The sequence below is a fragment of the Pectobacterium actinidiae genome, assembly GCF_000803315.1.
In the GTDB taxonomy this organism is placed as follows: Bacteria; Pseudomonadota; Gammaproteobacteria; order Enterobacterales; family Enterobacteriaceae; genus Pectobacterium; species Pectobacterium actinidiae.
Genome location: NZ_JRMH01000001.1, coordinates 795,390 through 809,917, shown reverse-complemented (window position 1 = coordinate 809,917; position 14,528 = coordinate 795,390). Strand labels below are relative to the sequence as shown.

Annotated in this window: 2 protein-coding genes; both read left to right on the top strand. The window is 54.4% G+C overall.

Annotation, left to right across the window (positions count from 1 at the left end; all coding sequences use genetic code 11):
• The first annotated feature begins 3 nt into the window (after positions 1-3).
• Complete coding sequence (locus KKH3_RS03365; RefSeq protein ID WP_039355760.1) at positions 4-8,136, top strand: type I polyketide synthase; 8,133 nt, start codon at positions 4-6, stop codon at positions 8,134-8,136.
• Complete coding sequence (locus tag KKH3_RS03360) at positions 8,133-14,519, top strand: type I polyketide synthase (RefSeq protein WP_039355757.1); 6,387 nt, start codon at positions 8,133-8,135, stop codon at positions 14,517-14,519. Before KKH3_RS03365 ends, KKH3_RS03360 begins: the two co-directional genes overlap by 4 nt.
• Positions 14,520-14,528 lie beyond the last annotated feature (9 nt).

The window sequence follows — 14,528 nt, the reverse complement described above, 5'->3', positions numbered from 1 at the left end:
CGTATGGATACCTTAAACCTGCCACTTATACTTTCTGGCGAATCAGCGTCGGCGCTCGCCAGCGTAGCCGAACATTGGCGAACCAAGATTGAATCCCTATCAGACGCTGAATTAGCGATGTTTTGTCTGAATCAATTCGCCGTTCCGCATGAGGAAATTCGTAGCGCCATCTTCGCGACGGATAAAGCCGGGTTGATCAAAGGGTTGACGTCACTTGCGCAGGGCCGCGCAGCGCGCAACGTTTTAACAGGGAATGCTGCTGCGGGGCAAAACCCGGTGCTGGTTTTCTCTGGGCAAGGGCCGCTGTGGCCAGGAATGACTTCAGAATTACTCAACGCACTGCCCGCTTATCGTCAAAGCGCGGATAAAAACGGCGCGCTATTTCAGGACAATCTGAACTGGAACCCAGCAGATGCACTGGCAGCGGGTGAGCCTTTCTCACGTCTGAAACAAATCCAACCAATACAGTTCACAATATCCTCCGCGCTCGCGGATGCATGGAGAGCTTTTGGCATCCGTGAAGCAGCCGTGGTCGGACATTCTGTCGGCGAAGCATCGGCAGCCTATTCCTCTGGCTATTTAAGCCAAGAGGAGGCCACCAAACTGGTGACACTGTGGGGAAAAGCGCTCTCAAACATTGAAGGACAAGGTGCGATGGTATCGGTCGCAGCATCCGTTGAAGATGTTACGCCATTACTCAAAGAGTGGGATGGCAGGCTGACTATTGCCGCTATCAACAGCAATAAAAGCGTTACATTAAGTGGCGGCACAGCAGACACCGACGCCCTACTCAACAAATTAACTAAAGCGGGATTTTGGGCCTGGAAAGTGCCTGGAGGAGAGGTTGCTGGGCATTCCCCTCAGGTGGATATACTGAAAGCAGAGGTAATAGCGCACGCGCCGCGCGATATTCTCTCTTCAGCACATGCGGCATACTATTCTTCCGTTTCCGGCGTGCGCTACAGCAAGGAAGATTTTCAGCCAGACTACTGGTATCGTATCCTGCGGGAGCCTGTTTTGTTCGAAAACAGCATCCGGGCATTGATCAACGACGGGCATCGTCTTTTTATTGAAGTCAGCCCGCACCCCGTTCTGACCTCCATCATAGAAGAACATCTGCGCGACGCCGGCGTTAAAGGCGCAGCCATCTCCACACTCGATCGCCGGAAAAACGATCGGGAGAGTTTCCTTCAATCGTTGACTCACGCGTTTATCAACGGTGCATCGGTTGATTGGTCAAGCGTATTCAATCAACTTCTTCCTGAACATGCGGAGTACTATCGCACTGCGCTAGCATACGCAAATGAAACAGCATCAATGGCCGATGAGCCATCTTTGGTTTCTGCTAATTCATTTAATACGGCGCCAGACGACGATATCGATCGGTTAACGCTGCAAGATCGTAGCCCATCGGAACAATACGACATCCTGCTGGGGCTCGTATCACGAGAAATCAGCGCGCTACTGGGCGAAACCTTTTCCTCAGACATGCAGGCGTTTCGTGATATTGGATTTACCTCATTGACTGTTGTGGAGTTCTCACGTGGACTCTCCGTCGCCACAGGGATAGAACTCCCCTCCACGCTAGTTTACGACCACCCGACACCGCGTGCATTAAGCGAATACCTGAGACAAGCGCTTGGCCTCTCATCATCCGATGACGAGCAGGAAATCCTAGAGACACGTAACCACGATGAACCTATTGCCATCATCGGTATGGCATGTCGTTATCCCGGCAACGTAGACAGCCCAGAAGCACTATGGGATTTACTCGTTAATGAGCGAGATGCAATCGGTGATTACCCGTCGGATCGTGGATGGAATATCACCAGGTTGTATGATCCTGAACCGGGCCGACTAGGTAAGATATCCACACGCACCAGTGGATTTTTATATGACGCTCCGCTGTTTGACGCCGGATTTTTCGGCATCTCACCACGTGAAGCCCTGACGCTGGAACCTCAACAACGGCTGCTGCTTGAAGTCTCGTGGGAAGCCATTGAACGGGCGGGGATCGAGCCGTCGAGCTTATATGGCTCCAATACCGGCGTATATGCTGGCATCATGGCTACAGAGTATGGTTCCCAGATTCAGCATGCCTCAGAAGACGTTTCAGGCTACGGCTATATGGGAACCGCCACTTGCGTCGCCTCTGGCAGGGTAGCCTATAGCCTTGGCATGCATGGACCTGCGGTCACAATTGACACCGCCTGTTCCTCCTCGTTAGTTGCTATCCATACAGCCTGTGAAGCGCTACGCAGCAATGACTGTAAACTTGCATTAGCGGGCGGTATCACGATTATGCCTACACCAGGCGTACTTATCGATTTCTCTCAACAGCGCGTGCTTGCACCGGATGGGCGATGCAAAGCCTTTTCTGCATCAGCGGACGGCGTGGGGCTCTCGGAAGGCATCGGCATGCTATTACTAGAGCCGCTGTCTCAGGCACAGGCCAACGGGCATACGGTTCTGGGCGTCATCCGCGGTAGCGCAGTCAATCAGGATGGCGCGTCTAACGGACTGACCGCGCCCAACGGCTCCGCGCAACAACAGGTGATTCGACACGCGCTGGTTAACGCCGGCCTGACGCCTCAGGATGTCGATGTAGTAGAAGCGCACGGCACCGGTACTCGTCTTGGCGATCCTATCGAAGCGAATGCACTGATGGCAACCTATGGCCGGCACCGTTCGGCCGAACAACCGTTGCTTCTGGGATCAATCAAATCCAACATCGGACACACGCAAGCTGCCGCTGGTGTTGCCGGGCTGATCAAGATGCTGATGGCTTTCCGTCACAATATGTTGCCGCGCAGTCTGCACATTACGGAACCTTCTCACGAAGTCGACTGGTCAAGCGGCGCGATACAGCTACTCTCAGCTTCGCGACCTTGGCCGCAGGTCGGCGATCGGCCCTATCGTGCGGCAATCTCTTCATTTGGCGTCTCAGGCACTAATAGTCACCTTATCGTGGAACAACCTCCGGTATCGATGTCGAATAGCCACATGCAGACCGAGGCTGCCACTGCGCCACAGGAAATGCTCTGGCCAATTGCCGCAAAAACCGATACAGCGCTGCGTAAAAAAGCTGCGAAACTGCGGGAGTATCTGACTACCCAACAAGCCATTGATCCCATTAACGTAGGTTACTCACTCGGTATCTCACGTAGTCAATTTCCCTTCCGCGCCGCCGTCAGAGGCCAATCAAAAGAAGCGCTGTTAAAAGGGCTACAATCGCTTGAAAATGGGCAGGATCACCCGACGCTCACCGTCGGTGCCTCACCCGTTGGCGAATCAGGAAAACTGTTATTCATCTTCCCCGGCCAAGGATCGCAATGGCCTGAAATGGGAATGGAGCTGTATAACGCCTTTGCCGTTTATCGGCAGGCTATCGACGAGGTTAATGACGCGCTGCGTACGTATGTCGACTGGTCGCTGATTGACGTGCTGCGTGGTAGCCCAGACACTCCACCTTTAGACCGAGTTGACGTAGTACAGCCAGCACTTTTCGCGGTGATGACCGCGCTGGCTCGCCTCTGGCAATCTTTCGGATTTACGCCGTACGCCGTCGTGGGGCACTCTCAGGGTGAAATCGCTGCCGCCTACATCGCAGGCGCTTTGTCGCTACAAGATACGATCAGGATCGTGGCGTTACGCTCAAGGCTTATGCTAAGCCAGTCAGGACACGGCGCCATGGCCACACTCGGTCTTTCCGAAGAAAAGACTCGCGCCTTCCTCACTGCAGATGATGCGAAAATTACCCTCGCTGTTTTCAACAGCCCGTCATCAACCGTGGTTTCCGGCGATGTCACATCAATCGAAGCGCTACTCCGTCGCTGTAAAAAAGAGCGAATCCGCGCCAAACGAATTGCGGTGGATGTCGCAGGACATTCTCCGCAGCTTGATACTTTACGCCCTATTCTGATGGAGCTATTTTCCGCTTTAAAACCCAACGCCACGCGCATTCCTTTTTACAGTACCGTGGATGGCTATGCGCCCGACACCCCTCTTGATGGTACAACTCTCAACGCTAAATACTGGTGTGACAACCTATGCTGCCCGGTACGTTTTTTCGACACAGTATCAGCATTGAGCAAAATTGGTAAAGTAACCTTTCTGGAGTGTAGCCCGCATGCCGTGTTGCTGCCCGCGCTCGAAGAAACGACAGACAACACGGCAACGATCGTCGGCTCGATGCAGCGCAACAAACCCGCGGTTGAGTGCCTGACGCAGGCAATGGCACAGTTGTACGTCAATGGGCATAATCTTAACTGGCGCGCACTTCACCCTACTGCAAGTCTAGTAGACATCCCTACTTATCCTTTCGAGCATCGTCACTACTGGCTGACGCCCCCCGCTGCCAGCAATGTCGCCACCGTCGGACAACGCCCGACGGAGCATGCATTACTGAACGCAATCGTCGACCTTCCAGACGACGAAGGCGTGCTACTAACAGGACGTATCGGGCTCACCAGCCAGCCCTGGCTCGCCGATCACGCCGCCACTGGTGTTGCTCTAGTTCCTGGTACCGCTTATCTGGATATGGTGCGCTACGCCGCGTTACTAACGGACTCCCCAAAAATCGAGGAATTAGTGATACAAACGCCGCTGGTGCTGCCTGAACAAGAGGAGTTAGATCTGCAACTCAGGGTCGGACGGCCTGACGATCAAGGGCAGCGTACCGTTACGATCCATGCCCGGCGCCATAGCGACGAGGAGAGCGTCCCCCCCGAGTGGACACTCCACGCCAACGCGTTATTACAGCACGACACATCAAGACAGGAACAGCGCCCATTCGACAACGCGGACTGGCCGCCGGTCGGCAGTGAACCGCTGGATCTCGCCCATCTTCATCAACGGCTCTCCGCCGCTGGATATGAATATGGAGCAGCCTTCAAAGGGCTTAGCGCAGCCTGGAGCAATGGCGATATCCTGTATGCTGAAGCCAGCTTACCTGAAGAGCTTTCGACGAACGGGCATCTTCTGCACCCTGCGCTGCTTGATACCGTACTGCATACCATCGCGCTGCCCGATGGCGAAAACGATGATGCGACAACGCTGCGGCTCCCGTTCGCTTTGAGCGGTGTGACAATAGCTGACAAACAACCACGCCAGCTACGCGCACGTTTGCATTTGAAAACGCCAGAGAATATCAGCCTGATTGCTACTGATGAGACGGGCGAAACGGTCGTTGCTATTGAAACGCTCAGCTTACGGGAAACCACGCGGGATAATCTGCGCAATCAGTTACGTATCCAGCCGGAGTATGACCTGCTTCGCACGACCTGGAGCTCTCTGCCCAGCGCGTCTAAATCAAAAGACGTTCCTTCTACCGCCAGTTGGGCGTTACTTGATACTGAAGCCAGCCCGCTAGACATCGCCGCCCGCTATGATTCGCTATTGGCCTTAAACGCAGCATTGGCGTCATCCACTGCACCAGCGGTACTCGTTTGGCCGTTGCCAAGCAACAATCCTGCACAGATGGACGATGTGCCGCTTGCCACTCGTGCGCTGTGCGAACAGGTGATCAACCAACTACAACTCTGGCTGGCCGATGAAAGTATGGCCAACGCCACACTGCTGGTGATCACGCGCCATGCGACAGAACACGGTTCACATGAACGGTTAGATGTCGCACAGAGCAGCGCATGGGCGTTACTCCACTCGGCACAGAACGAGAACCCTGGCCGCATCGTTCTGCTTGATACCGATCGTCCTCTCATCGATACCGCTTTGCTCAGCGCGGCACTGGTTAGCGATCGTCCACAATTGGCACTGCGTCAGGGGCAACTGCTCATTCCGCATCTAACCAGAACAGTGAAAAGCGGGCTGCTAACCCCACCGCCTAACAGCGCACTATGGCGTCTGGATATTTCGGACGCCGGAAATCTCGACAATCTGGTACTGAAACCCGCTCCTGAAGCTGGCGCACCGCTCGGTAAGAAACAGATTCGGCTCAGCGTGCGAGCTGCAGGCATTAATTTTTATGATGTCGTGTGTGCGCTAGGATTAATCGCGCCACAGCATGAATTCGGGACAGAAGCAGCCGGCGTCATCACCGAAGTTGGGACAGATGTTAAAGACTTCAACATTGGCGATCGGGTGATAGTCCTGACTGAAGGTGCTTTTGGACCAACGGTAATCGCCGATAGGGCGACAACTTTCCGTCTTCCTGACGACTGGACTTTCGCGCAAGCCGCCGGCATCCCCATCGCCTTTCTTACCGCCTACTACGCGTTGACGCAGCTCGCCTCGCTGCGCCAGGGCGAAAGGGTGTTGATTCACGCGGCGGCAGGCGGCGTCGGCCAAGCAGCCGTTCAATTGGCGCACCACCTGGGGGCGGAAGTGTTTGCCACCGCACATCCAGATAAATGGCCAGTCCTGCGCCAGCTCGGTATCGCCGACGATCACATCGCCAGTTCACGCAACCTTAAGTTCACCGGGCAATTTCGTCCGTTACTGAGTGATAAAGGGATTGATGTGGTGCTCAACTCACTTACCGGAGAATTTATCGATGCCTCTATGTCGCTAATGGCTTCAGGTGGACGCTTTGTCGAACTGGGTAAAACCGATATTCGCGAGGATTTCCCTACTGATCTGATTTATCACTACCTTGATCGACCGGACAAGGATCCTGAACTGACTACGGAGATGATTACCACGCTGTTATCGTTAATGCGCGCGGGGTCACTCACCCCCTTGCCGATTACCGCCTTTGATATCAGAGAAGCGGTGTCTGCATTCCGGTTGATGCAACAAGGCCGCCATACAGGCAAAGTCGTGTTGACGTTTCCACAGAAACTCAATCCCGACGGTACAGTGTTGATTACCGGGGGGACGGGAACGCTTGCAGGGCTGCTCGCACAGCACCTGGTGGCATCACATCAGAGCAAAAACCTGATATTGGCCAGCCGTCGCGGCTTACACGCCGATGGCGCGGAGCAATTACAAGCAGAACTGGAAAGCGCAGGGGCAACGGTCAAAATCGTCGCATGCGATACCACCGACCCTCAGGCGTTGGATACACTACTCGCAGCGATTCCAGATACACATCCGCTAACTGGCGTGTTCCATACCGCTGGCGTTCTGGCCGACGCCACCATCGCGAACCTGACAACTGAAAGCCTCAATACAGTATTTTCACCCAAAATCGACGCGGCCTGGCATTTACACCATAAAACCCGTACTCACGATCTCGCGGCTTTCGTTCTCTACTCATCCAGCGCGGGAACGCTGGGCAGTCCAGGACAAGGCAACTACTCTGCCGCAAACCACGCGCTGGACACGCTGGCACACAATCGCCGACAGCAGGGGTTGAGCGCTACCTCCCTTGCATGGGGCTGGTGGCAGCCAGTCACTGGGCTATCGAGTCGGCTCAGCGATACCGACAACGCGCGGATCGCGCGAACGGGTCTGGCGCCTATCACGCCAGAACACGGGAATGCGATGATTGACGCATCGCTGGCATTGCCTTACGCCGTTTATACCGCAGCGCCGCTGAACCCGCAGATGTTGCGTAAAAATGCACAGTCCGGTCGCCTCCATCCGTTATTTGATCGCTTGGTAGGGTCAGTCAGTACACGTCGGGCGTCTTCGGTCGGAGAAAAAATGCCCGATCTGCGTCAGACACTGTCCGCATTGGAACACAGCGCCCGCTTAAAACAGCTACAGGCGGCCATCGCCGATAACATCGCGAGCATACTTGGCCTTGATAACGGTTCGCTTCTTTCGCCAGAACAGCCATTTAAAGAAAGCGGTATCGATTCCCTCATGGCGCTGGAGTTACGCAACCGTCTGGCGGCAATTTCCGGCCTGCGTCTCCCGGCAACCTTGACGTATGACTACCCGAATCCTGCCGCGCTAGCGGAATATCTCGATGCGGAACTGTTCGCTGGGCAGGATGCGACGGCCAACACAGTGATGACGGAAGAGGATGAACCGCACTTGCGTGATCGTATTGCCAGCATTCCGCTTGCCAGCCTACGCGATGCAGGCTTGCTGGATAAATTACTTCAGATAGCAAACGGCATTGACCCAGTGGAAGACACGTCGAAAAAGACTCAGGTTACCGATATTGAGTCCGCAAGTCTGGATGAACTGGTGTCTATGGCTCTGTCTGACAAGGAGAAAATGCTATGACGCACCCAAAAGATAGTCACGCCGCGAAAAATACCACCGCGGGCGGAAGCACCACAGATCCGCGCCTGGTCGAAGCGTTACGCCACAGCCTGTTGCTGAACGAACAGTTGAAACAGCGTAATCAGGATTTGGCGCAGGCAGCGCATGAACCTATCGCCATTATCTCAATGGGCTGTCGTTTACCCGGCGGCATTCATTCTCCCGAACAGCTTTGGCAACAGTTGTCCGATGGCGAAGAGGCCATCGGCCCCTTCCCTGCCGATCGGGGATGGAACGTGAAAACACTTTTTGAACAAAACCCAGAATTCAGCGCCGTCGCCAACGCTTGGAAAGGCGGGTTTCTGGAAGATGCCGCTGGCTTCGACGCAGGCTTCTTTAAGATATCCGATCGTGAGGCATTGGCGATGGATCCTCAGCAACGCTTACTGCTTGAGGTGAGTTGGGAAGTTCTGGAGCGTGCCGGTTTCGTTCCGGCCACGCTAAAAAACAGTCAGACTGGCGTCTTTATTGGTGCCACTCACAACGGCTATCTCAGCGATATCGAGCGGCGCAACCCCGCTGCCGACGGTTATCGATTGCAAGGCAGCCTGAGCAGCATCAGTTCTGGGCGCATCGCTTACGCATTGGGGTTGAACGGTCCGGCTATCACGGTAGATACAGCCTGCTCTGCGTCTCTCACCGCGATCCATCAAGCCATTCGCTCACTCAAGAGCGGCGAGTGTTCGCTTGCTATCGCAGGCGGAGCAACGATTATGGCTTCTCCAGAGGTCTTTGCCGAGTTCACCCGTCAAGGCGGTCTTGCCGCAGACGGAAGATGTAAAGCCTTTTCTGACCATGCCGACGGAACGGGGTTCTCTGAAGGCGTTGGGCTTATTTTGCTGGAGAAACTCTCCGACGCATTACGAGCGGGTCATAGCGTACTCGCCGTGATTAGAGGGAGCGCAATTAATCAGGATGGGGCCAGCAACGGGCTGACTGCGCCAAATGGCCCTGCTCAGGAACAGGTCATCCGTCAGGCGCTGAATAATGCGGAGCTGACCTTTTCCGATATTGATGTCGTAGAAGCGCACGGCACCGGCACCACGCTTGGCGACCCCATTGAAGCACATGCACTACTCAACACCTATGGCAAACATCGGTCTGACGATCAACCGCTATGGCTTGGCTCACTAAAATCCAATATCGGCCATACCCAGCTTGCTGCTGGCGTCGCCAGCGTCATCAAGATGGTAATGGCTCTCAGGCACAGGCGCTTGCCCAAAACGCTGCATGCCGAGACACCGTCCGGAAAAATAGACTGGTCACGAGGCAACATTAAATTACTCAACATTGCACGCGACTGGCCTGATACCGGGCGTCCCAAACGTGCAGCGGTGTCATCATTTGGCTTTTCTGGCACCAACGCTCACCTTATTCTCGAAGAGGCTCCGTCAATTGCGCCTCCAGTGCAAGAAGCCGCACCTGCAAGAGCTTTCCTCGTGCCTGGGATCGCACTGCCGTTGTCTGCGGCCTCACCAACCGGGCTGTGTGCTCAAGCCAAACAGTTGCACGCATGGTTGACTCAGAATACGGACTCAATGTCCGACATCGCCTATTCGCTAGCCACCACCCGCACCCATTTTGACTATCGTGCCGTGATTACCGCAGAAGACAGTAACAATGCGCTCATCGCTCTGGAGGCACTGGCCGCCAATCGCTACGCTCCCGGCATCATTCAAGGCGTACGCTCTCCGTCAGGCAACGTCGCCTTCCTTTTTACGGGGCAAGGTGCACAGTGGCCGACGATGGGACAAGGGCTATACCATCAATCTCCGGTTTTCGCTCACACGTTCGACGACGTCTGCCAGCATCTCGATCCGCTACTATCGCAACCACTTAAAACCGTCATGTTCGCCGAACAGGACAGTGCCGACGCCCTGCTGCTAGATCGTACCGATTTTACTCAGGCGGCGTTATTCGCGTTCGAAGTCGCGCTGTGCCGGACTGTCATGCATCTCGGCGTACAGCCAGATGTACTGATCGGTCACTCCATTGGCGAGATCGCCGCCGCGCATATCGCTGGCATATTCAGTCTGGCCGATGCTGCGATATTTGTTGCAACACGTGGACGGCTAATGGAGTCCATCACTGCCGATGGTACGATGGTTGCTATTGAAGCCAGTGAGGCGGAGATTTTGCCGTCGTTGCAAAAATATAAAGAATGCATTGCGATCGCCGCGATTAATTCGCCGTCTTCTGTAGTGATATCCGGTGATACCGACAAGGTGCTGAGTCTTGCTGAACAGTGGCACGCGCGCGGCTACCGTACACATCGCTTAAGAACCAGCCACGCCTTTCACTCGCCCCATATTGATGGCATCGTTGATACCTTACGCCGTACCCTGTCAACGCTGTCATTTCAGGCTCCCGCCATCCCAATTGTTTCAACAGTGACCGGTCAACGGCTGACCAATGAACAGGCCTGTTCCGTTGAGTATTGGGCAAATCAAGCCCGCTGTGCGGTGCGATTCGACGCTGCCATTCAATGGCTTGAGGCACACAATATCGTTGTCGCGTTGGAAGTCGGTCCTGACGGCGTACTGACGGCTTTGGGTCGAGCAAGTATAGTCGGCGAATCCAACGGCGTTCCCAGCGCAGCGTGGATTGCCCCCTTACGTAAAGGGCGGGATGAGTTACGTCCCTTCTTTGCCGCTCTGGCCAGACTGTACGCACAAGGGCAACCGCTGGACTGGAGGAAACTGTTCGTTCAGAGACCGATCGTACCGCTACCTACCTATCCCTTCCAGCACCGTCGCTATTGGTTGCAAGCGCCACCGACACAACCAACCTTAAATGGTGGATTTTTTGCGGTTAATCATCCTTTCTTACATACAGGGATCGATAGCGCTGCTCAGCAGAGCTGGATTTTTACCGGGCAATTAGACGCAGCCAGACAGCCTTGGATACTGGAGCATCGGGTCGCCGACATCCCCGCAGGGGCGGGGACAATGACCGCAGAGATGATACTGTCTATCGGGGAGCGGATTGGCTGCCAGCGTCTTGACGATCTCTTCCTGCACGCGATTTTGCCTCTGGATGAGTTTATTCCCACGACCATCCAACTTCATGTCAGCCCACCTGAAGCGGGTGGCGGTAGAACGGTGGAAGCCTATTTTCATCAGTCTAGCGCTCCAGAACAGTACGGGTATCAGATGGCGCCCTGGAAACGCTACGCCACTTGCCGTCTTGTACCAGACGAAACGTCATCACCAGAGTGGCAGGATTTCCATAATGACAACTGGCCGCCCAAAAACGCCAAACCAGTTGATTTTACCCCGATTTATGAACACCTCGCTGCTCAGGGTATGATTCTAGGTAGCGCTTTTCAAAGGCTCATTAACGTGTGGGAGCACGAAGATGGCCTGTATATTGAAGCAACGTCGTCAGAGAGTCATGTGGAACTGGGAGAGAATTTCATCCTGCACCCGACCCTGCTAGACGCAGGAATGCAAGCAGCATTACTGGAGCAATTGAAACCAGGCGAAGAGAATCGTCAGCCCCGTTTACTTTTCTCCCTTAGCGGGATACGGCAATACATCAGGGGCGCACAGCGTCTACGAGGTCATCTGCTGCGAAAAACGACCGAGCCATCCTCATCAGGCTACAGCGAATATTCGTTACGACTCGCGGATGATGTCGGCCGGGCGGTCGCGATCGTCGATGCCATTGTGTTGAAATCATCACACTCACCGCGTCTTGCCCCGTCGCGTCCGCCGTTTTACCGTCTGGCATGGCGTGAGGCTACACCGAATTTGTCCTCCACGAAGCCGAAAGTTCGCTGGATTGTTCCGCAAAACAGATTACGCGAGCGCTTCTCCGGCCTCATCAAGGAGCACGATGCTTCCTGCGCATATGACGATATTCATCAAGCGCTGGCGACGTTCTCACCGCAGCCGGATGAGATCGCCGTCTTCATCGCGCCGGATGGCGACGATACCCCTGAGTTTATCGATCATAACCCGGCACACTACGTACTCAATGCGCTGCAAACGTGGCTCAACGATCCCCGAACCGGTGACGTTCCCCTCCTTATCGTGACGCAAGGCGCAATAGCGACAAACGATGGAGAGAATGTTCCGAATCTCGCCCAGTCCACACTATGGGGATTAGTGCGCACCGCACAGCTTGAATATCCGGAACGACTCTGCCTGCTTGATATCAATGAGGTAGAAAACACAGCATTGCCCTTGATAAACACCGCGCTTAACGCGCTGTCTCATGAGCCCCAATTGGCGCTGCGCGAGGGTAAAATACTCGTCCCGCGACTGGTGAAAGCAGCCGACGATAACGACCTTATCGCTTATAAACACGCCGACCAACCGGAAAATCCGTGGCGAAATCTTAACCCTGACGGCACCGTACTCATCACAGGCGGTACGGGCGCACTGGGTAAAGTTATCGCGAAACATCTGGTGGAACATCACGGCGTTCGTCACGTGCTTCTTATCAGCCGACGGGGTAACGACGCGCCTGGTGCCAATGCATTATTACAAGACATCACCGAGCTTGGCGCACAGGCGACGATTGTCGCCTGTAATATCGCCGAGTCGGCGGCGGTGGCCTCACTGCTTGACGCCATACCGACGGCACATCCGCTCACAGCCGTCATTCACACAGCAGGAAGCGTAGATACAGCGACGCTGCAAACAATGAGTTCAGAGCAGCTAGATAACGTTTTACAATCTAAAACCGTTTCTGCATGGAATTTGCATCAGCTTACCCAACATTACGATCTTGCGGCATTCATTCTCTATTCTTCCGCGGTCAGCATGCTTCCGCAAAAAGGACAGGGAAACTACGCCGCCGCCAACGCCTTTTTAGATGCGCTGGCGCACCATCGGCGCTATCAGGGTCTTCCTGCGACCGCAATGGCCTGGGGGATGTGGGCCGAACGCTCGGAAATGGGGGAACAGCTTGGTGACAACGATATACAACATATTATCGCAACAGGCCAAATCCCTCTTTCTCGCCCGCAAGGCCTGGCCTTCCTGGATACCGTTGTCGGTAAACATGCAGTGAACCATCCGCCGCTGCTGATACCTGCACGTTTAAATCTGGAAGCGCTACGTGAGCAAGGCGATATCCCGCTATTGGCGGAGATACTCCCTGCTCGCACAGCATCCAGAGGTAGCATCGGGGCATCGCCACAGATCGCAAACATGCCGGAAAAAGAGCAACTGCCTTACCTGATTAACGTAATCATTCAATACGCGGGTGAGGTACTGAGTCATCCCGATCCGAAGTCCATAAGAAGTGACGTGGAATTCATCACGCTGGGATTCGACTCTCTTACTTCAGTGGAAATGGGAAGCCGATTATCACAAACATTTGAGGTTCGCATTCCCGCCACTGCAATTTTTGACCATTCGACGCCGCAAGCTCTGGCGCACTTCTTACTGAATATTCTGGTCGGGAAAAAGCACACTACCTCAGCAGAGGCACGCATCGATATAAAAAAAGACGCCGACAGGTTCTACCACCTGCTACGGCAAGCCGTGCAACAAAACATGACGCAGGAAGGACTTAACGTGCTGTCCGGCGCGGCGCGCCTACGTGAGCATTTCTCACACCGACAGCACGAACAACACGCGCCAGAGACAGTATGGCTACGTAACGATCGGGAAAAACCGCTGCTAGTTTGCCTTAACTCATTCATTCCCGCAGCAGCAAATTTAACCTATCAGCGATTAAGTTCAGCCTTGAGCGATAAGTACAGTGTACTGACCGTGCCTTTGCCCGGATATCATGGCGAGCCCCTGCCTTCTACCGATTACGCAGCGGCGGCGGCGTTGGCAACAGCAATAGAGAGAGGCACATCGGGGCGCGATTTTACACTGGTAGGCTTCTCAACTGGCGGGCTCGTCGCGCATGCCGCTGCTCACCAGTTGGAAGCTCGCGGCCGACAGCCTAAAGCGGTGGTATTAATCGACAGCTTTCCGCCATCAGCCATGAATGAAGCCACAATGGGCGATGTACTGCGCACATGGTTTGCAGCCAAAGGCGAATTCTGGTCGGATGAGGATATCTCAGTCATGGCGATGGCCTGGTATCTCGAATTATTCGGCCGACAGTGGACGCCCTCTCACGTGAAAACACCAACGCTGCTGCTTCAGGCCAGAGATTATCCTGCCTCCGCACAACCGGAACGTTGGGCGAATGAATGGCCGAATTTGATGAAAAGCATAATCACACCGGGGAGCCATTTTGAACTGCTAACGAAATATGTCGCTCATACGGCAAAAAACTTATCTGATTTACTTGGTGAAGCAGAAAATAAACCGATCCGAAAGAGGAGCGATTCTGCGAGAAAAAATCGAAAAAATGAATATATTAAAAATGAATAGTCAATATAT

Bases quoted from the DNA above. Each gene is read 5' to 3' on its own strand.
- KKH3_RS03360 (WP_039355757.1), top strand. From the start codon at position 8,133: ATGACGCACCCAAAAGATAGTCACGCCGCGAAAAATACCACCGCGGGC.
- KKH3_RS03365 (WP_039355760.1), top strand. From the start codon at position 4: ATGGATACCTTAAACCTGCCACTTATACTTTCTGGCGAATCAGCGTCG.